Genomic DNA, 19,094 nt, shown 5'->3' on the forward strand with positions numbered 1-19,094 from the left:
CATGACATCCCCAGCCACCCCGCAGCAGCCCGGCGCACCGGTCGACCCGTACCGGGCGTACAACTTCCGGCTGCTGATCAACGGCGTCACCAACGGCCACTTCACCGAGATGACCGGGTTGGAGGTGAACATCCCCGGGCAGCTGTACCGGGAGCACGGCCCCGGACCGACGCGGATCGTCCCCGGCCAGGCCGAGTACGAGCCGGTGACCCTGCACTTCGGCCTCACCGCGTCCCGCGAGGTGTGGGACTGGGTGAACGCCACCGCCCGCGGCACCCTCAACCGGCGCAACGTCTCGGTGGTGCTGCTCGACTCGGTGGGAACCGCCGAGGTGCTGCGCTGGAACCTGATCGACGCGTGGCCGACCCGGTGGCGCGGCGCGCACCTCAACACCCTCAGCCACGAGATCGCCATCGCGTCGTTGACCCTGCGCTACGAGGGCCTGGAGCTGGAGACCGGCGGTGCCGCCGCGCCGGCACCCGCGTAGCTGGCTGGCCGGCCGGCTACGCTCGGCGGCCGCGGCGGTGCAGCGCCTCGCCGGGCGGGTCGAACCCGCCGACCACCCCCTGCCAGCGCCGACCGACCCGCCCCCCGGCAGACCACGGCGCTTCGGGGAGCCGCCACAGCACTGGCTGGACCTGGTCGCCGCCCACGCGCCCGGTCTGCTCCGCGACCTGCGCCTCGACCAGGCGGCGGCCGACGCGGCGGACCCGCACGGCTGGCCGGACCCGGGCGGGCCGGCGGACCCGGGCGGTCACCGGCCGGCGCCCGGTGACGCAGTCGGGCCGACAGACCCGGCTGGGGACGGGTCGGCGGGTGCGGGCCGCACACCGCGGCACCCGGTCGACGCCCGCGACCAGGTCGGCGCGCCCACCGCCAGCGGATCGCACGCCGCCGACGCCGGCCGGCACGTCGGCGCGCCCGAGGGGGCGGCCGGGCCGGGCCGCTCCCCCGGGGTGAGCCGGCCGCCGGTCGCTCGGCCCACGCGACCGCGGGGCCGCCGGTTCGACAGCACCGGCGCGAGAGCCACGCCCACCGGCCCGGACGACCCGAGGCGGCCCGCCCCTTCCGGTTCGGCCGGCTCGCCCCGGCCACGGCCGCCGTCCGATCCGGACGGATCACACCATCCGAACCCGTCCTCCGGTACGGATGCCACACGCCGGCCGGGCCCTTTCAGCGCGCCGCACGAGCCCCCGCGCCCGAGCGGCTCGGCGACGTCGCGACCGGATACCGGTGACGCCGCCGTCGAGGGCGCGCCGGACCGGCCCGTGGTCCGCGCGATGGTCTTCGCGCCGTACGCCGTCCGGGCCGACCAGTCCCGGTCCCGGACGTCGTACTCCGGTGAGCTGGTGGTCGACGGCGGTCCGGCCCGCTCCGGGCCCACCGTCGACCCGGTTCCCGGCGGGCGGCACGGGTTCCGCGACGGCCCGGAGCGGGCAGCGGCCCGTCCGCACGATCCCGGCGACACCGCCGGTCGGCAGCGCAAACGGCCGCCCGACCGGCGCGGCGCTCCGTACCCGGACGGGGCCGACCCGCTGGCGGCTCTGCGGGCCGGACCGACCACCGGCCGGGGTGAGCTGACACGCCACCCGGCCGGACCCTGGCCGGCCCTGGCCGACGAACCGGCGGCGACCGGGCGGCGGGCCGGCGCGGCCGGCGCGGCCGAGCACGGGTGGTGGCACGGCGACACGCCACCGGCGGCCGAGGCACGGGCCGTGGACAGGTGGCCGGCGCTGCCCGACGACGCCATCCTCTGGACGACGCCGGGCAGCGTCCCGGACGCCGCCCGGTCGAGCCGGCTGGACGAGGAACAGGCGGCCGGCTGATGGAACGCGTCGCCTTCCTCATCGACACTTCCGGCGTGCGGGTGGACTGCCTGCTCAACCCGGAGACGGTGCAGGTGACCCGGCTGGCCGGCGTACGCCAGCGGGGTGCCGCCGGCGGTCAGCTCACCGGGGCCGGGCTGGCCGACGACCCGCTGGTCTTCACCGGCGGCGGCCGCACCGAACTGGTCCTCGACCTGCTCTTCGACGTCGACTTCGTGGAGGCGCAGATCCGACCGGCCGACGTCCGGGTGCTGACCCGTCCGCTGTGGATGCTGGCGGAGAACTCGACGGCCGAACACGGTTGGCTGCGCCCGCCACTGGTCCGGCTGGTCTGGGGCAAGACCTGGAACGTGCCCGGCGTGATCGTCGCGGTGGCGGAACGGTTCGACGCGTTCACCGGCACCGGGTCACCCCGGCGGTCCTGGCTGCGGCTCAAACTGGTCCGCGTCGCCGAGACGGCCGACCAGGCGGAGGCCGGCTTCGCCGAGGAGCTGGCGGCGGCGAACACCCCGACCGCCGCGCCGGGCAGCGCGGTGGTCGCCGCCGGGGACGGCGCGGCCGAGCCGGGCCGGTCCGGTGTGCGCTTCGACCTGCTGGCCAACGACGCGCTCGGTTCGCCGCTGCGCTGGCGGCTGCTGGCCGAACACAACCGGATCACCGATCCCCTGGCGGTGCCGGCGGGCACCACCCTCGCGGTCCCACCCGCCGCCGGTCCGACGGTCGCCGGAGCGGCGCGGGCGGTGGCCGGCGCGGTGAGCGCGTCGACATCGGCCGTCGGCGGGGTGTGGAGCGCCGTCGCCGCGAACCCGACCGGAGCCGGCGACCCGGCCGGTACGCCGTGACCGGCGTCGCGCCCCGGGCGCTGCTGGTCCAGCTCGACGGCGTCGAGCTGGACGGCGCGGCACGGGCACGGATCAGGTCGCTGCGGGTGGCGGCGCGCCTCGACCAGCCCACCCAGGCCGAGCTGGTGCTCGCCACCGCCGCCGGTCCCGGCGCGCTGGACCCGGCGGTACGCCCCGGCGCCACGCTCGACATCGCGCTCACCGATCACGCGGAGGCCCTGTTCACCGGTGAGGTCACCTGCGTGGAGGTGGAGTACGCCGCCGACGGCGCGGCGGTCCTGCGGCTGCGGGCGTACGACCTGCTGCACCGGTTGCGCAAGCGGCAGGGGCTCCGGGTCTTCACGTCGGTGACGACCGCCGAGCTGGCCCGGGAGCTGTGCGACGCGGTGGGGCTGGCGGTGACGGCGGAGGTGGACGGTCCCCGGATCGAGCGGCTGTCGCAGCACCGGCACAGCGACCTGGAGCTGCTGCGCGAGGTGGCCGGCCGGGCCGGGCTGCACATGGCCGCCGACGGCGCCGGGGTGCGGCTGGTCACCCTCGCCGGGTACGGGGAGCCGGTCGGGCTGACCCTCGGCGCGGATGTGCACAGCCTGCGGCTGTCCACGAACACCGACCGGGCCAGCGGGGCGAGCGCGGCGTTGGGCTGGCACCCGCAGCGGGCCGAGGTGATCAGTCAGCGGGCTGACGAGGCGCGTTGCGGCCGGCCGGCCGGTGACCGCCCGGACCCGGCCGACGTGGGCGCCGACGGGGTGCGCACCGCGGTGGACCAGCCCGGCCGCAGCGACGACGAGTTGGCGGCGTTGGCCCAGGCGCGGCTGGACACCCGGGCGGCGGCGCTGGTCACCGCCGAGGGGGTGGCCGAGGGCGACCCGGCGCTGCGGCCGGGCCGGCGGATCGACCTGGGCGGCGTGCCCGACCCGGTCTCCGGGGCGTACGTGTTGACCGAGGTCGTGCACACAGTGGACGGTGACGGGCACCTGACCCGCTTCTCCACGGTGCCGCCGCCCACCCCGCCCCCGGCGACCGCCGGCGCGGTGGTCACCCTGGGCACCGTCACCGACGTCGCCGACCCGGACGGGCTGGGCCGGGTCCGGCTGACCCTGCCCGCGTACGGGGACCTGGACGCCGGTTGGCTCGCCGTGCTCTGCCCCGGCGCGGGGCGGGGCAAGGGCCTGGTGGCGCTGCCCGACCCGGACGACACCGTGCTGGTGGCGCTGCCCGGCGGCGAACCGGCGGCGGGCGTCGTGCTCGGCTCGCTGTTCGGCGCTGTCGAGCCGTACGACGCGGGCATCGACGACGGCCGGGCGCGCCGCTGGACCATGCGCACCTCCGGCGGGCAGTCGATAGTCGTCGACGACGCGCGGCGCAGCCTGCGGTTGGCCACCGAGGGTGGCAGCTTCCTGGAGTTGACCCCCGACCTGGCCACCCTGCACGCGGCGTCCGACCTGGTGCTCTCCGCGCCCGGCCGGGCCCTCGTGGTCCGCGCCCGCAGCGTGGACTTCCTGCACGCCGAGGCGACCGAAGATCCGACGACAGCGGCGCGGCAGGCGGGTTCGCTCGCCCGCGCCGCGCACCAGGGAGGCGGCTGATGCGCTGGATCCATCGTGACTCCGTGATCACCTGCGACCACGACGGCCGGGTGGAGAACCGACCCGGGCAGCGGTGGGTGACAGTCACCGGGGTGCCGGTGCTCGTCGACGACGACCCGCAGGGCCGCTCCATCGTGGCCTGCCCGAACTACGGCCCGACCATCAAGCCGTGCACGAAGACGCTGACCGTGCGGGTGGGCTACAGCGACTGGGTCCGCGTCGACGGGCGCCGGGTGGTGCTGTCGCACCTGGAGGGGTTCACCAACGGCACCCCACCGGGCCTGGTGAAGCACCTCGTGCGCGACCCGGGGCAGGAGTTCCTGGGGGCGGACCGGTGAGGGCGTTCCGCTTCGTCGGGGCCGGTTTCGACGCCGGGCGTACCGGCGGGTTGGCGTTGACAGCGGCCGGCGGCCTGGCGATGACCGAGGGCGACGAGAGCGTACGGCAGGCGCTGTTTCTGCTGTTGTCCACCACCCCGGGCGAGCGGCTGATGCGACCCGGCTACGGCTCCCGGCTGCACCGGCTGGTCTTCGCGCCCAACGACGACACCACCGCCGGCCTGGCCATCCACTACGTCCGGCAGGCCATCGCCCGGTGGGAGCCCCGGGTCGAGGTGATCGACGTGGACGCCGGGCCGGACCCGGACGACGCGTGGCGGTTGGTGATCCGCCTGGACTACCGGGTCCGGGCCAGCCTGACCCCCGGGCAGTTGGTCTTCTCCGTGGACCTGCTCCCCGCCGACGAGCCCGCCGAGGAGGGACAGTCATGACCCTGCCCGTGCCGCATCTGGACGACCGCGGCTTTCTCGACCTGGTCACCGAGGCCCGGGAGCGGATCAGGCTGTCCTGCCCGGCGTGGACCGACCTGTCGGCGCACGACCCCGGGATGGCGTTGGTGGAGACGTTCGCGCACCTGACCGAGGTGATGATCTACCGGTTGAACCAGTTGCCGGACAAGGCGTACGTCTCGTTCCTGAACCTGCTCGGCGCGACCCGGCACGCCCCCACCGCGGCCTGGGCGGACGTCCGGTTCACCCGCACCGGCGCCGACCGGGCGGCGATCCGGATCCCGGCCGGGCTGCGGGTCGCGGCGGCCCGGGGCGCGGATCCCCGGCCGGTCGTCTTCGTCACCACCGAGCCGGCGTCGCTGCCCGCCGACGAGACGTCGGTGACGGTACGCCTGCACCACTGCGAACCGGTCGAGGCGGAGCTGCTCGGTGTCGGCACCGGCCAACCGGGGCAGGTGCTGCGGGCCGCCCACGCGCCGCTGACGCACACCGCCGAGGCGCTGGACCTGATGCTCGGGGTGGAGGTGCCGGCCGGCACCGTCGAGTTGGGAGCGGCGGCCCGGGAGCACGACGGCCGCACGTTCGAGATCTGGCAGCCGGTGCGCAGCTTCGCCAGGCTCGGCCCGCAGGCCAAGGCGTACCTCGTCGACCGCTGCTCGGGCACCGTCACGTTCGCCCCGGCCCTGGACCTGCGCTCCCCCACCGCGCCGGACGGAGCGGGCGCACTGGACGGAGCAGGCGCACTGGACGGAGCCCCGGCGAGCGGGCCGGGGCCGGTGACCGTGGCGGCAGTGCCTCCGGCCGGGCGGCAGATCCGGCTCTGGTACCGCACCGGTGGCGGGCCGGCCGGCAACGTGGCGGCGGGCACCCTGACCAGCCTGCGCGACCCGCTGCCCGGGGTCCGCGTCGACAACCCCGCCCCGGCGGCCGGGGGCCGGGACATGGAGGCGCTGGAGTCGGTGCTGCTGCGCGGCCCGTACGAGTTCTTCGCCCAGCAGCGGGCGGTCACCGCCCGCGACTTCGAGGTCCTCGCGACCAGCTCCGGCGCGGTGGCGAGAGCCCGCGCGTTCACCCGCGCCGCGGTGTACAGCTTCGCCCGTCCGGGCGAGGTCGAGGTGGTGCTGGTGCCGTACGTGCCAGAGTCGGCCCGACCGGGCGGCCGGCTGCCGGTGGCGGTGCTCCGTGAACACGAGGTGCCCGAGGCGCGCCGACGGGTCGAGGCGGACCTGGCGGAACGTCGGATGGTCGGCACCCGGTCGCGGGCCACCTGGGCCCGGTTCAAGGCGGTGTCGGTACGCGCCCGGGTGGTGGTACGGCGCGAGGAGGACGTGGACGCGGTCCGCCGCCGGATCCACGACCGGCTGCACCAGACGTTGAGCCCGCTGCCCACCGCGCTCAACCCGACCGGCTGGCCGTTCGGCGAGCCGCTGCGGGCGTCGAACGTGTACCGGCTGCTGGAACACGCCGAACCGGGGGTGCGCTACGTCGAGTCGGTGCGGTTCGTCGTCGACGAGGCGCCCGACGCCGACGTCCGCGCGCTCGCCGTCGACCAGTACCAGCCGCGCACCTGGTACGCCGGACGCGGGCCGGTGGTGTTCCGGTCCAGCAACGGCGGCGCGGGCTGGGAGCCGGCCGGACGTTTCGACGACGAGACGGTGCTGCGGGTGGCGCCCGCGCCCGCGCCGGCACGACCCGGCATCGTGGCACGTCCCGGCTCGGTGGCGGTGGTCACCCTGCGCGCCTCCGGCGGCTCACGGGTGCACCTCAGCACCGACCTGGGCGAGACGTGGTCGCTGCTCACCGACCTGGACTCTCGGATCTCCGACGTGGCGTGGCTGGACCGCGACGGCGCGGGCGCGCTGCTGGTCGCCACCGACACCGGCCTGTACGAGGTGTCGCTGCTGGCCGGGGCGGTGCCGCTGCCGATCCTGGTGGACCCGTCCGACGCCGACCGGGGCTTCTACGCGGTGCGCGCCTTCGTCAACGAGCGGGGCGCGCCGGGGGTGGCGGTGGCCGCGCAGGCCGGGTTCGGGGTGTACCTGTCGACGGCCGGTGGCCGGCCCGGCACGTTCACCCACGTCGGGCTGGCCAACGTGGACAACCGGGTGCTCGCCGTGCAGTACGACGGCCCGGCCACCCTGCTGTGGAGCGGCGCCGGCGAGCCCGACCCGAAGAAGCCCGGCCAGGGCTGCCACCGCACCCGGCTGTTCGAGTCCGACGTGAAGTGGCAGTCGGTGCAGGCCGGGTGGATCGGCGGCACCTGCCGAGGGCTGGCGTTCTCCGGCCAGCAGGCGCTGGCGGCCACGCAGAGCGGCGGGGTGCTGCGGCTGGACACCCTGGCCACCCAACCGCAGTGGCAGCCGGTGTCGGTCAACTGCGGGTTGCCGCTGCGGGACCGGACCCGGTTCGTGCCCGTCGACGCGATAGCGGTCAGCGCTCCGGCGGCCGGCGCGGGCGCGGCGGGTTCCGGCGCGGCGGAGCGGCTGGTCCTGGCCGGCGGCGAACGCGGCGTGCACCGCAGCGTCGACGCCGTCGACTGGACGCCGAGCGCGAATCAGGCCACCGCCGACGTCGTGACAGTCCCGGACACCTGGCTGCTCTGCTCCGGCGAGCACGACATCGAGGTGGTGCGCCAGGATGCGGCGCTCGGCGATTGAACGGCTGTTGCCCGCCGCGTACCAGCGGGCCTGCGTCCCGGGCAGCGTGCTCTGGGCGCTGCTGGACGTCATGGAGGGGCTGCACGCCCCCGACGAGGCGGTGCTGGCCGAGGTGGACGCCCTGTTCGACCCGTACCGCGCGCCGGACGGGCTGGTGGTGCGGCTGACCCGCTGGGTGGCGATGGACCACGTGGTGGCCTCGCCCCGACCGGACGCCCCGCTGCCCCTGCCGGTCGGGCGGTTGCGGGACCTGGTCGCCAACGCCGCGCTGCTGGCCCGCTGGCGCGGCACCCCGTACGGCCTGCGCACCGCGCTGGAACTGGCCACCGGGACGCCGGGCTTCACCATCGACGAACCCGCCGAGCAGCCCTTTCACGTCGTGGTGCGGGTGCCGGTCGCCGTCGCCGACCAGCTCGCCGTGATCACCCGCATCGTCGAGGCGGAGAAACCGGCCTCGACCACCGCCGAGATCGTCCTTCAGGAGGAGTCGTCATGACCACCGAGTGGGCGGTCGTCGCCGCCGCCGAGCAGTTCACCCTCGATCCGCGCAACAGCGGCGAGTTGACCTTCACCGTCTCCAACCCGGGCAACGCGCCGGACACCGTGGTGTTCGACGTCGCCCCCGGCGACGGCTCCCAGCGGGCCTGGTTCAGCGTCGCCGAGCCGCAGCGGGTGGTCCCCGGCCAGGGCTCGGTGTCGTTCCTGGTCAAGCTCGCCGTGCCGGCGGGCACCGCGCCCCGCCGGTACGACATGACGGGGTTCGCGTACTCGGCGAACACCGCGCCGGAGGAGAGTTCCCGCTCCAGCGGCCGGGTCACCTACGAGGTGCGGGCGGTGGCGCCGCCACGGCGTACCCCATGGTTGTGGATCGCCGCCGCGGCGGCGCTGGTGCTCGTGGTGGTCGCCGTGGGGGTGGTGTTGCTGACCCGCGACGGCGACCCGGGCCCCGGCGAGCCGCGGGTGGTCACCGTCGAGGCGGAGAGTCTGGTGCCGGGCGCGGTGGTGGAGTCTCCGCGCAAGAGCGCGGCGAAGGTGGAGGAGCAACCCGACTGCTGCGGGGTGACCTGGTCCGGGGGGAAGCAGCTGTTCTTCCAGGGGTTGGCCATCGGCGACAGGGTCACCGTGACGGTGCAGATCCCGGCCGACGGCACCTGGCGTTTCGCGGCGGTACGCACCACCTCCCTCGACTACGCCAACACCGTCTTCACCATCGACGGCGTCCAGGTCGGCGGCACGTTCCTCGGCTTCACGCCGACGGTGCGCAAGACGGAGTTCCTGGATGTCGGCACGGTTCAGCTGACCAAGGGCCCACACCAGGTGGCGTTGCTGGTGGTCGGCAAGACGCAGGGCACGAACCGCTACTTCGCCGGTGTCGACGAGATCCGGTTCACCGAGCTCGTGGCGCAGGCCGTGGCGCGATGAGTGGTCGGCAGAAGGCGCTGCTGGGGCTCCTCGCCGTCCTGCTGGTGGGGCTCTTCGTGGTCGCGGTCGGCGCGGGCCGCGACGACCGGGGCGACCCGGGTGCCCGGCACGGGTTCGTCGACAGGTTGGGCGCGCTCGGCGGGGAACGCTCGGCGGTGGACCCGGCGACGGTCAGCGCCGACTGCGCCGACGAGACGGGCCGGCTGGAGTTCAGCGGCACCTGCGTGCTGCGGGTCGCGGACCCCGGCGGGTTGCGCACCCTGGTGCTGCGCAGCGCGGCCCGGTTCACCGTCGTCGCCCCGGCGCCCGGCGACGCCGACCTCACCATCCGCGACGAGGTCGAGCCGGCCGAGGACGGCACCGGCGCGGTGGCGAAGGTCGCCGTGGACCAGGCCACCGAAGTCGGCCTCACCTGCCCCGGCCTGGGCGGCTGCACGGTCGTCGTGGCCACCTCCTGAATCGACGGGGACCGAGAGGAAGGTGCCGCCGTGGGGGATCTGCGCAAGCCGTTCCTGCTGCTGGCCATGCTGGCGATCGTCCTGGCGATCGGTGTGGAGCTGGGCGCCGGGCTGCTGCTGGGCGGCGCCGACGCCGGCGCGGCCCTCGCGGACAGCGCCGGGGCGCTCGACGTGGAGATCGACGACGTGTCCGGGGTCAGCGAGCCGTCCGGACGGGGCACCGGCTACCTGGCGTTGATCGACGCGGTGGCGGTCTGGAGCACAGGGCTGTTCTGCCTGGGGCTGCTGCTGCCCGAACGCGTGCAGGGCCGGGTCCAGGGCGTCGCCAGCCTGATCTTCTCGATCATCCTGCTCATCGTCGGGCTGGTGGCGCTCGTCGTGGCGTTCGTGGAGCTGATGATCATGGTGTCGCTGTTCCTGGCCGTCCCGTTCGGCACGCTGGCGTACCTGGCCCTGTGGGGTTTCTTCCCGGTCGGCGAGGCAGCCGTGCTGCTCGGGCTGGTGCTGCTGCTCAAGCTCGTGTGGGCGGGGCTGCTGGTGCTGGCCCAGCCCCGCTTCCTGCAGAACAAGGGCCTGGTCCTGCTGATCCTCACCACGCTGCTGTGCACCGTCGTGCTGGAGTTCCTGCACAACCTGGTGCCGGTGATCCTGGTCAGCATCGTCGACGAGATCGCGGCGCTGCTCTTCGCGGTGATCGCGATCATCTGGGGGCTGGTCCTGCTGGTCGGCTCGATCCCCGCGATAGTCAAGGCCGTCCGCGTAACCGCCACCCTCCCCACCACCCGCCGCAGCCCCCGCTGACGCCTTGTTGATCATGAAGTTGTTGCCGTGGCGCCCGGCTTGGGGTCAAGGGGTGAGTGCAATCGTTAGGCGGCGATGAGGTGGTCTAGGCGTTCGGCTGGGGTTGCCCAGTCGAGTGTTTGGCGGGGGCGGGTGTTCAGTTCGTGGGCGATCTCGTCGAGGCCGCTCTGGTTGATGCTGCGGAAGTCGTAGCTGCCTTTGGGGAAGTACTGGCGTAGCAGGCCGTTGGTGTTCTCGTTGCTGCCGCGTTGCCAGGGGCTGTGGGGGTCGCAGAAGTAGACCGGGCAGCCGGTGGCGACGGTGAAGACCGCGTGGGCGGCCATCTCGCTGCCTTGGTCCCAGGTCAGTGAGCGGCGTAGGTGCGTCGGTAGTCGGGCGGTGAGGTCGGTGAGCACGCCGATGACGGCTTCGGTGTCACGCCCGTGCGGCAGCGCGCCGAGCATCACGTAGCGGGTGGCGCGTTCGACCAGTGTCACGATCGCCGAGCGGCCGCCCTTGCCGATGACCAGATCACCTTCCCAGTGACCCGGCACGGCCCGGTCGGTGGCCTCGGCGGGCCGGTTACTGATGTGCAGGTCCCCGATCCAGGGGCGGCGGCCCCGATCCGCTGCCGCCAGCCGCGACTGGGCACGCCGGTCGGCGCGTCCCGAGCGCAGAGCGACCTGCCGAGTCAACTCCTCCCGCAGGCTGCCCCGCGACTGAACGTAGATCGCCTGGTAGATCGTCTCGTGAGACACCTGCAACTCCGGCCGGTCAGCGAACATGGCCCGCAGCCACGCGGCGATCTGCGTCGGAGACCACCTACGCGCCAGTCTGCCCCGCACCACCTGCCGCAGCCGCGTCCCGGCCCCCAACTTCGTCGCCTTCGGCCGACGCCGCGCCGCGTCAGCACGCCGCTGCGCCCACTGCGCCTGATACCCCCACCGATACGGCGCCCGAGCCCGCCCCGACGGCAACGACCGCCCCAACGGGTTCTTCGTCCCATGCCGGGCACTGTGATACCGGCCCACCTCCCGCGAGACCGTGCTCACCGACACCCCGAGCACACCCGCGATCTGCGAAATCGTCCGCCCTGCCCCCCACAGATGCTCCAACACCTGCCGATGCCCAAACGTCACCACACCCGGCCTCGCCACCAGCACCCCCAGCCCAACCAAGATCAGTTGCACTGAAGCCTAGAAACCACCCGGCGTGTCGTGACCACAACCTCATGATCAACCGGTGGCGGCGAGGGTGGCCGCCTGGGACCTGTCGAGGGCCCCGTCGGCCACCACCACCCGGTAGCGGCCGTGCCGGCTCCCGCCGGCCGGCACCACCGCCGGGCGTTCGAACGCGAACGCGACACCGACCCCCGGATACATCCCGGTCCGCACGAACCACCTGTCGTCCCGGCCGAGGCCCGTGAAGACCAGGGTGTACGCCCCACCGCCCGACCCGACGCCGCTCAGCGCGAGCCACGGCGCGGCGCTGCCGTTGACCGTCTCCTCCCCGTCGGCGTCGGCGGTGAACACCACCGGCTCACCGTCGGCGACGGCCCGCCAGAAGAACCCGCCGTAGCCGGCGCCCCCGGGACGGCCGTTGGTGGCCGGGCTGCCCAGGCGCACCTCCCGGTCGTTCGGGGCCACGAGGACGGATTCCAGGTCGAGCCGCCAGGCGTCCGGCGCGAGCATCGCCGCGGCGAGCCAGCGCCGTTCGCCCAGCAGCACCTCGCCGGCCGGAGAACGCCACTGGAGGTCGTGGACGTACCGGCCCGGGGACCGTTCGACCGCGCCGGTGTGCGCGATGACGCCGTGGTCGTCGCGCCAGGTGTAGCCGACGTCGCGTACGTAGGTGCGCCCGCCCCAGAGGTTGACGCCGTTGACGTCCTGCACGGCGAGCGAGACGCCGAGGTGCCACACGTGGTCGGCGGGGAACGCGTCGGTGACCACGGTGCCGCCGAGGGTGCGCACCGGGTGCAGGTACGGCCGGGGCCCGTGCCGCGCGTCCACCGCCGGGTCCACCTCGTACCGGGCCACCTCGGTCGCGCCGACCAGCAGCGCAGCGTGCTCCCCGCTGCTCACGACACCTCCGGACGGACAGCGGTCGACCGGGCACCGGCCGAGAGCGACAGCGAGCCGGCAGCACCGGCCGACACCGGCCCCGGCCCGGCAGCACCGGCCGGGCGGCGGTGGGTGACGGCGTGCAGGGCGGCCACCGTGTAGCCGGCGAGGATCGGCACCGCGACCGGGGTGACCAGCACGGCGAGCACGCCGGCCAGCGCGACGACGCCGGTGGGCGCGGCCCAGCGGGCGGGCGTGTCCAGGCCGCCACGGGCGGCGCGACGGGCCGCCGCCCGCCAGCGCGCTCCCCCGGTGCCGCCCACCTCGACGACGACCAGCCCGGCGTACCCGGCCAGGCCGGCGGCGACCAGGCCGGTCACCAGCAGCCCCACCGGGCCACCCGGCACCCGGCCGGTGGCCAGCGCCGCCAGGTCGGCGGCGAGCAGCCCGGCCACGGTGAACGCGAGCAGGCTGACCGGTACGCCGGGCAGCGCCCCACGACCGAACCGGCGCGCCGTCGTCCGCGCCGACGGCCAACTGCCGGTCCGCGTCCGGTCGTGCACCGCCGCGCTGGCCGTGCCGAGCGCGGCGGCGGCGGTGAGCAGCGGCGCCGCCGCGAGGGTCAGCAGGATGCCGAGCAGCGCCAGGTCGGCGGCGTCGCGGGCGACGTCGCGCCAGTCCCGTCGCCCGCCGACGTCGATCGGGTCAGCCCTTGATGCCACTGGTGTTGATCCCCTCGACGAGCATGCGCTGGAACGCGACGAAGAACAGGAAGACCGGCAGCAGCGACAGCACCGACATGGCGAACATCGGCCCGACGGCGCTCTGGCCGGTCGAGTCGATGAACAGGGTCAGCGCCACCGGCACCGTGTAGTCCTCCAGTTGGGACAGGAAGACCAACTGCCGGAAGAAGTCGTTCCAGGTCCAGATGAACGAGAAGATGGCGGTGGTGACCAGCGCGGGACGGCTCAGCGGCAGGATGATGTGCCGGAAGATGCCGTACGGGCCCGCCCCGTCGATCCGCGCCGCCTCGTCCAGCTCGCGTGGGACGCCCCGCATGAACTGCACCATCAGGAAGACGAAGAACGCCTCGGTGGCGAGGAACTGCGGGATGAGCAGCGGCAGGTAGGGCCAGTCCCCACCGACCAGGCCCAGCGTCCGGAACAGGATGTACTGCGGCACGATCAGCACGTGCGACGGCAGCAGCAGCGTGCCGATCATGACGGCGAACCACATCCCGCGCAGCCGGAACCGCAGCCGGGCGAAGGCGTACGCGGCCAGCAGGCAGGACAGCGCGTTGCCGACGACGGTGAGCAGGCTGACCAGGGCGCTGTTCAGGAAGAACCGGCCGAAGCCGACGTCGAAGTTGGACCATCCGGCGGTGTAGTTGCCCGGGGTGAACCGCTCGGGCAGCAGCCCGACGTTGTTGACGATCTCCTCCGGGGACTTCACCGACGTCCCGACCATCCAGACCAGCGGATAGAGCACCACGGCCACGATGACCAGCAGGATCAGCAGCCGCAGCACGGACCGGCCACCGGGGCGTCGGCGTGCGGTCGGCATGGCGGCCGTCGAGGTCACCGGTCCTCCCCGTCGGAATAGTGCACCCAGAACCGCCCGGTGCTGAAGAGAATCGCGGTGATGACCGCGATGGCGAGCAGGAACACCCAGGCCATCGCCGACGCGTAGCCCATCTCCAGGTCGGTGAAGCCGGTGATGTAGAGGTTGAGCGTGTACATCAGGGTGGAGTCGACCGGGCCGCCGGTGCCGTTGCTGAGCACGAACGCGGCGGTGAAGCCCTGGAACCCGTTGATCGTCTCCAGCACCAGGTTGAAGAAGATGACCGGGGAGAGCATCGGCAGGGTGACGTCGCGGAACTGCCGGAACCGGCCGGCCCCGTCCACCGAGGCGGCCTCGTACAGCTCGGTGGGCACCTGCTTGAGCCCGGCCAGGAAGATCACCATGGGCGCGCCGAACTGCCAGATCGCCAGCACCATGAGCGTCTGCAGGGCCCAGTCCGGGTCGTTGACCCACGGCCTGCCCTCGATGCCGAAGAGGCTCAGCAGCGAGTTGAACGCGCCGTCGCGGTTGAACATGTTGACCCAGACGATGGCCAGCGCGACGCTGCCGCCGAGCAGCGACGGCAGATAGAACAGCCCACGGAACAGCCCGACGCCGCGCCACGCGCGGTTGAGCAGCATCGCCACCCCGAGGGCGGCGGCCAGCTTCAACGGTACGGCGACGAGCGCGAAGGTCAGCGTCACCCGCACCGCGTGCCAGTACGACGGGTCGGCGGTGAGCATCCGCTCGTAGTTGGCCAGCCCCACCCACTCCACCTCGGAGAAGGGGGTGAGGACGTCGTAGTTGGTGAAGCTCAGGTAGAGCGACAGCAGCATCGGGACCGCCGTGACGCCCATCAGGCCGATGAGCCACGGCGACAGGAAGACGTACCCCGCCAGACCCTCGCGGTGCCGGATCCGTCCGGGACCGCGCCGCTCGGCACGGGCCCGGACGGGGCCGCGTCGGGTCGGGTCGGGCGCCGTGGTCAGTGCCACGAGCGGCTCCTCTCCTCGCCGGTCGGACAGGTCAGGCGATGGCCGACCGGCACGCCTCGACGAACTGGGCGGCGGCCTCGGCGGGGGTGGCGCGGCCGTACTGCGCGTTCTCGGCGGCCTTGATCAGCTCGGACTTGACCTTGCTGTGCCCCTTGATCGGCACCTGCGGCGACGGGCCGAACCTCTGGGTCAGCTCCGCCTCCACGGCGATGGACTGCTTCATCGCCGGGTCGGTGGTGTCGTCGCTGACCACCCGGCGCAGGTCCAGGTTGGACGGCAGCCCCCGGTCGGTGCCGAGCAGCGTGACCGCCTCCCGGTCGTTGGTCAGGAAGTTGATCACGTCGACCGCGACGTCCCGGTTCTTGCTGCCCCGGAAGACCGACCAGTACATCGACGCGCGGGCCCACTGGGCGCTGGGGTCACCGGGGTAGGCGACCACACCCAGCTCGTCCTTGGTGTTCTTCTTCAGGTCGGGCATCTGGTTGGCCCAGACCCAGGAGGTCGCCGACTTGCCGGTGACCACCAACTGCTTGGTGACGTCGCTGGAGTTGCCCTCGTGGATGACGTCGGCGGTCGGCGTGGCCTTGCGGTCCCGGGCGCCCTTCCACAGCTCGAACCACGCTGTCACGTCCTCGGCGGCGAAGCCCAGCTCCGTACCCTTGTAGAGGTCCTTGCCCTGCTGGCGCAACCAGACCCAGAACGCCTTGTAGTCGGCGCTCGGGTCCTGGGTGCCGGGCACGCCGGTCTTCTTCGACACCTCCTCGGCCCAGGCGATGTGCTGCTCCCAGCTCATCCCGGTGGTCGGCTCGGGCAGGTTGTGCTTGGTCAGCAGCGTCTTGTTGTAGACCAGGCCCTGGGTGTTCTCCCCGGCGGCGATGCCGGCGAGCTTGCCGTCGACCACGCCGTACTGCCACAGGCTCTCCGGGAACTTGGAGGTGTCCAGGTCGCCGGACTTCTGGTAGGAGCCCAGGTCCAGTGTGGTGTTGCGGGCCGCGTACTCGGCCAGGTAGTTGTCGTCGATCTGGAACAGGTCCGGCGGGTTGCCGCCGGCGGTGAGGGTGGCCAGCTTGTCGAAGTAGCCCTGGTTGGCCTGCCAGGTCTTCTCGAAGGTCACGTTCGGGTGTTTCTTCGTGTAGAGGGCCAGCGCGTCCTCGGTCAGCTTGGCCCGGGCGTCGCCGCCCCACCAGAAGACGGAGAGCTTGACCGGGGCGTTCGGGTCGGCGGAGCCGCTGCCCTCGTCGTCGCCGCAGGCGGCGGCGCCGAACAGCAGCGGCGCGGCGACCGTCACGGCGAGCAGGCCGCGCAGCAGGCGTCGCCGGGGCAGCGGGGTACGGTGGGCGCGCCCGACGGGCGCGGCGGCGGTGGGGGGCGTTGCGGGGTGCATGTGCGCTCACTCCTCGGCATTAGGAGGCGACGGCGTCACCGGTGGCCGTGGTCGGGTCGCCCGGGCCCGCAGGGCAGTGCGGGTCCGGGCCAGGCGGTGCGGCCGGGGGACGTGCCGGACGGGCGTACGGGCCCGGGCCGGTCGAGTCGCGGATGACCAGGTCGGTCTGGAGCATTACCTGTGCTGTGGTACGACGGATGCCGAGCGCCGTGCCGGCACCGGGCCCCCGCGCGCCGCGCGGTGACTCGATGTCCTGTTGCAGCAGCATGTCGACGGCCGTCCGGCCGGCGGCCCCGGTGGGCGTGGCCACCGTCGTCAGTTTGGGGCGGGTGAGCCGGCTCAGGGTGATGTCGTCGACCCCGACGACGCTCACCTCCCCCGGCACCCGGACCCCGAGCGCGTCCAGCCCCTCGATGAGGCCGATCGCCATCAGGTCGTTGTAGGCGAGCACCGCCGACACCCCGCTGCGCCGCACCTGCTCGGCGACGGCGGAGCCGCCGATCTCGGTGGGCGCGTTCGGCCCGAGCACCGTCAACTCCGCCGCCGCGGCACGGGCGGCGGCGCCGGCGGCCCGGCGCATCTCCCGGTTGGTCCACGAGGCGCGCGGGCCACCGAGCAACGCGATGCGGCGGTGACCCAGGCCGACCAGGTGCTCGACGGCCGACCGGGCGCCCTGCCCGACGTCCATCAGCACGCAGGGCAGCCCGGTCACCTGGCGGTTCACCACCACCAGCGGCACCTCGCGGCTGAGCTGCTCGATCAGGCTGTTGCTCATCCGGGGGCTGCACAGCAGCACCCCGTCGACCTGCTTGGCCAGCGCGTGGACCAGTTCTTCCTCGGCGGTCGGGTCCTCGTTGGTGTCGGCCACGAAGACGTGGTAGTCGCGGTGCCGCGCCTGGCTCTCCGCCGCCTTGATCAGGGGCGGGAAGAACGGGTTCGCGATGTCCGCGATGATCAGCCCGATGTTGTGCGTCCGCCCGGTGATCAGAGCCCGCGCGGCGCGGTTCGGGCGGTAGCCCAGGTCCTCCGCGCAGGCCAGCACCCGTACCCGGGTCTCCGGGTTGACCAGGTGCGGGGCGGAGAAGGTGCGGGACACGGTCGAGATGTGCACACCGGACGCCCGGGCGACGTCCCGGATGGTGACTGGCACGGCGGCCCCTTCGTCCGATGTGGCGGCGGTCACGCGGGTGTGGCCCATTAATGCAAACGGTTGCGCCAGTGTCAACGGTCAATGGCTACAGCCTTGTGTCCGACAGACTTCCCCTGGTGATCGGAGGCCCGACAAAGACGGACATTCACCGCCGCTTGTGTCGTCGTCGTTGACGTAAACACATCGATCGTGATTACTTCATTGCAAACCTTTGCAGGAGCACGGGAGGCGACCGCATGGCACCGAGAGCCACCGGCCGGGCCCGCTACGCCGTCGTGGGCACCGGCGCGCGGGCGGAGATGTTCGTCCGGGCGCTGGTGCGCGACCACCCCGACACCGCCGAGCTGGTCGCCTTCGCCGACGTCAACCAGGCTCGGATGGACGCGCACAACCGCTGGCTGGTCGAGTTGGGTCACCGCCCGGTGCCCACCTACCCGGCCGGCGACTTCACCGCGATGCTCGACAAGGAACACGTCGACGTCGTCCTGGTCACCAGCGTGGACGTCACCCACGACGAGTACGTGGTGGCCGCGCTGCGCGCCGGCCGGGAGGTGGTCACCGAGAAGCCGATGACGGTCGACGCGCCCCGCTGCCGGCGGATCCTGGACGCGGTGGCGGAGACCGGCGGCCGGGTGACGGTGGCCTTCAACTACCGCTACAACCCGCTGCACGAACAGGTCCGCCGGCTGCTCGCCGAGGGCGCGGTCGGCGAGATCGGCTCGGTGCACTTCGAGTGGCTGCTCGACGTCCGGCACGGCGCCGACTACTTCCGCCGCTGGCACCGCGACAAGGCCACCTCCGGCGGGCTCATGGTGCACAAGGCCAGCCACCACTTCGACCTGGTCAACTGGTGGCTGGACGCCACCCCGATCGAGGTGTACGCGGCCGGGCGGCTCTTCTTCTACGGCGCGGAGAACGGCCGCCGGCACGGGTACGCCCGCGACTACGACCGGGCACACGGCGCCCCCGCCGCCGCCGACGACCCGTTCGCCCTGCGGCTCGACGCGCACCCCCGGCTGCGGGAGCTGTATCTCGACGCCGAGGCCGAGGACGGCTACCAGCGCGACCGCAACGTCTTCGCGCCCGGCGTGAGCATCGAGGACGACATGGCGGTGCTCGCCCGCTACTCCACCGGCGCGACGATGACCTACCACCTCACCGCGTACGCCCCCTGGGAGGGTTACCGGGTGATGGTCAACGGCAGCCGGGGCCGGCTGGAGTTGGAGGTCACCGAGAACGACTTCGTCGACCGGGGCGCCGCCGGCGCGGTCAAGGGCGCCGCCCTGCACGGCGCCGAGGCCCCGGACGAGGGTGGCGGCGCGACGCTCACCGTGCGCCCGTTCTGGGCCCCACCCCGGCAGATCCCCGTCGAGGGTCGCAGCCGGCACGGGCACGGCGGCGCGGACGCCCGGATGACAGCCGTGCTCCTCGGCGGGCAACCGGACCCGTTGGGCCGCGCCGCGACCGCCGACGACGGCGCGTCGGCCCTGCTCACCGGCCTGGCCGCGAACCGGTCCTTCGCGACCGGTCAGCCCGTCCGCGTCGCCGACCTGCTCACCCCCCGCTGACACCGCAGACGAGGAG

General features: G+C 73.6%; 19 protein-coding genes. 12 read left to right on the forward strand and 7 right to left on the reverse strand.

All coding sequences use genetic code 11. The annotated features are described in order from the left end of the window. Nucleotide 1 precedes the first annotated feature (1 nt). From O7634_RS26555 to O7634_RS26605, 11 genes are read left to right on the forward strand one after another with little or no spacing between them, the layout of a single operon-like run. Nucleotides 2-487: a phage tail protein gene (locus tag O7634_RS26555; protein WP_278152850.1), complete on the forward strand. Its 486-nt coding sequence runs from the start codon at nt 2-4 to the stop codon at nt 485-487. Further along, on the forward strand, nt 462-1,826 hold the full coding sequence (locus tag O7634_RS26560; RefSeq protein WP_278152851.1) for a hypothetical protein: 1,365 nt from the start codon (nt 462-464) through the stop codon (nt 1,824-1,826). The genes O7634_RS26555 and O7634_RS26560 overlap by 26 nt, the downstream gene beginning before the upstream one ends. Further along, nucleotides 1,826-2,668: a hypothetical protein gene (locus O7634_RS26565; RefSeq protein ID WP_278152852.1), complete on the forward strand. Its 843-nt coding sequence runs from the start codon at nt 1,826-1,828 to the stop codon at nt 2,666-2,668. Before O7634_RS26560 ends, O7634_RS26565 begins: the two co-directional genes overlap by 1 nt. Beyond that, a complete protein-coding gene (locus O7634_RS26570) occupies nt 2,665-4,257 on the forward strand; it encodes a phage baseplate assembly protein V (protein ID WP_278152853.1) in 1,593 nt (530 codons plus the stop codon). Before O7634_RS26565 ends, O7634_RS26570 begins: the two co-directional genes overlap by 4 nt. Further along, nucleotides 4,257-4,595 carry a hypothetical protein gene (locus O7634_RS26575; protein ID WP_278152854.1) on the forward strand — a complete coding sequence of 113 codons (339 nt, stop codon included), beginning with the start codon at nt 4,257-4,259 and terminating at the stop codon, nt 4,593-4,595. The genes O7634_RS26570 and O7634_RS26575 overlap by 1 nt, the downstream gene beginning before the upstream one ends. Next, nucleotides 4,592-5,026: a GPW/gp25 family protein gene (locus O7634_RS26580; protein ID WP_278152855.1), complete on the forward strand. Its 435-nt coding sequence runs from the start codon at nt 4,592-4,594 to the stop codon at nt 5,024-5,026. The genes O7634_RS26575 and O7634_RS26580 overlap by 4 nt, the downstream gene beginning before the upstream one ends. Beyond that, nucleotides 5,023-7,701: a putative baseplate assembly protein gene (locus O7634_RS26585; protein WP_278152856.1), complete on the forward strand. Its 2,679-nt coding sequence runs from the start codon at nt 5,023-5,025 to the stop codon at nt 7,699-7,701. The genes O7634_RS26580 and O7634_RS26585 overlap by 4 nt, the downstream gene beginning before the upstream one ends. Continuing rightward, the gene (locus tag O7634_RS26590) at nt 7,682-8,197 is read left to right on the forward strand and encodes a phage tail protein (protein ID WP_278152857.1); all 516 of its coding nucleotides are present in this window, start codon (nt 7,682-7,684) and stop codon (nt 8,195-8,197) included. The genes O7634_RS26585 and O7634_RS26590 overlap by 20 nt, the downstream gene beginning before the upstream one ends. Next, entirely contained in the window at nt 8,194-9,123 is a 930-nt protein-coding gene (locus O7634_RS26595; RefSeq protein WP_278152858.1) for a hypothetical protein, read from the forward strand. The genes O7634_RS26590 and O7634_RS26595 overlap by 4 nt, the downstream gene beginning before the upstream one ends. After that, complete coding sequence (locus O7634_RS26600) at nt 9,120-9,581, forward strand: hypothetical protein (RefSeq protein WP_278152859.1); 462 nt, start codon at nt 9,120-9,122, stop codon at nt 9,579-9,581. Before O7634_RS26595 ends, O7634_RS26600 begins: the two co-directional genes overlap by 4 nt. Nucleotides 9,582-9,611: 30 nt before the next feature. Continuing rightward, complete coding sequence (locus tag O7634_RS26605; protein WP_278152860.1) at nt 9,612-10,382, forward strand: hypothetical protein; 771 nt, start codon at nt 9,612-9,614, stop codon at nt 10,380-10,382. Between the two features lie 65 nt (nt 10,383-10,447). Here the strand turns inward: O7634_RS26605 and O7634_RS26610 are convergent, their stop codons facing one another. From O7634_RS26610 to O7634_RS26640, 7 genes are read right to left on the reverse strand one after another with little or no spacing between them, the layout of a single operon-like run. Further along, nucleotides 10,448-11,551: an IS30 family transposase gene (locus tag O7634_RS26610; protein ID WP_347404239.1), complete on the reverse strand. Its 1,104-nt coding sequence runs from the start codon at nt 11,549-11,551 to the stop codon at nt 10,448-10,450. A 45-nt stretch (nt 11,552-11,596) separates the two neighbouring features. Beyond that, complete coding sequence (locus O7634_RS26615) at nt 11,597-12,442, reverse strand: PmoA family protein (RefSeq protein ID WP_278152861.1); 846 nt, start codon at nt 12,440-12,442, stop codon at nt 11,597-11,599. Then, nucleotides 12,439-13,143 (reverse strand): hypothetical protein, encoded by a 705-nt coding sequence (locus O7634_RS26620; protein WP_278152862.1) that lies wholly within the window; start codon nt 13,141-13,143, stop codon nt 12,439-12,441. Before O7634_RS26620 ends, O7634_RS26615 begins: the two co-directional genes overlap by 4 nt. Then, nucleotides 13,127-13,984, reverse strand: a complete 858-nt coding sequence (locus O7634_RS26625) for a carbohydrate ABC transporter permease (protein WP_278154087.1) — start codon at nt 13,982-13,984, stop codon at nt 13,127-13,129. The genes O7634_RS26620 and O7634_RS26625 overlap by 17 nt, the downstream gene beginning before the upstream one ends. A gap of 14 nt (nt 13,985-13,998) precedes the next feature. Further along, entirely contained in the window at nt 13,999-14,976 is a 978-nt protein-coding gene (locus tag O7634_RS26630) for a sugar ABC transporter permease (RefSeq protein WP_278152863.1), read from the reverse strand. A gap of 31 nt (nt 14,977-15,007) precedes the next feature. After that, nucleotides 15,008-16,360, reverse strand: coding sequence for an extracellular solute-binding protein (locus O7634_RS26635; RefSeq protein ID WP_278152864.1), 1,353 nt, complete (start codon nt 16,358-16,360; stop codon nt 15,008-15,010). 19 nt (nt 16,361-16,379) lie between these two features. Next, entirely contained in the window at nt 16,380-17,510 is a 1,131-nt protein-coding gene (locus O7634_RS26640) for a LacI family DNA-binding transcriptional regulator (RefSeq protein ID WP_278152865.1), read from the reverse strand. A 236-nt stretch (nt 17,511-17,746) separates the two neighbouring features. On the opposite strand from O7634_RS26640, the gene O7634_RS26645 reads away from it, so the two are divergent. Next, nucleotides 17,747-19,078, forward strand: coding sequence for a Gfo/Idh/MocA family oxidoreductase (locus tag O7634_RS26645; RefSeq protein WP_278152866.1), 1,332 nt, complete (start codon nt 17,747-17,749; stop codon nt 19,076-19,078). Nucleotides 19,079-19,094: the final 16 nt, after the last annotated feature.

Origin of the sequence: Micromonospora sp. WMMD1120, assembly GCF_029626235.1 — a bacterium.
In the GTDB taxonomy this organism is placed as follows: domain Bacteria; phylum Actinomycetota; class Actinomycetes; order Mycobacteriales; family Micromonosporaceae; genus Micromonospora.

Coding starts and splice junctions, on each gene's coding strand:
- O7634_RS26555 (WP_278152850.1), top strand. CDS start 2: ATGACATCCCCAGCCACCCCGCAGCAGCCCGGCGCACCGGTCGACCCG.
- O7634_RS26565 (WP_278152852.1), top strand. CDS start 1,826: ATGGAACGCGTCGCCTTCCTCATCGACACTTCCGGCGTGCGGGTGGAC.
- O7634_RS26575 (WP_278152854.1), top strand. CDS start 4,257: ATGCGCTGGATCCATCGTGACTCCGTGATCACCTGCGACCACGACGGC.
- O7634_RS26585 (WP_278152856.1), top strand. CDS start 5,023: ATGACCCTGCCCGTGCCGCATCTGGACGACCGCGGCTTTCTCGACCTG.
- O7634_RS26590 (WP_278152857.1), top strand. CDS start 7,682: ATGCGGCGCTCGGCGATTGAACGGCTGTTGCCCGCCGCGTACCAGCGG.
- O7634_RS26595 (WP_278152858.1), top strand. CDS start 8,194: ATGACCACCGAGTGGGCGGTCGTCGCCGCCGCCGAGCAGTTCACCCTC.
- O7634_RS26600 (WP_278152859.1), top strand. CDS start 9,120: ATGAGTGGTCGGCAGAAGGCGCTGCTGGGGCTCCTCGCCGTCCTGCTG.
- O7634_RS26625 (WP_278154087.1), bottom strand. CDS start 13,984: ATGCCGACCGCACGCCGACGCCCCGGTGGCCGGTCCGTGCTGCGGCTG.
- O7634_RS26635 (WP_278152864.1), bottom strand. CDS start 16,360: ATGCACCCCGCAACGCCCCCCACCGCCGCCGCGCCCGTCGGGCGCGCC.
- O7634_RS26645 (WP_278152866.1), top strand. CDS start 17,747: ATGGCACCGAGAGCCACCGGCCGGGCCCGCTACGCCGTCGTGGGCACC.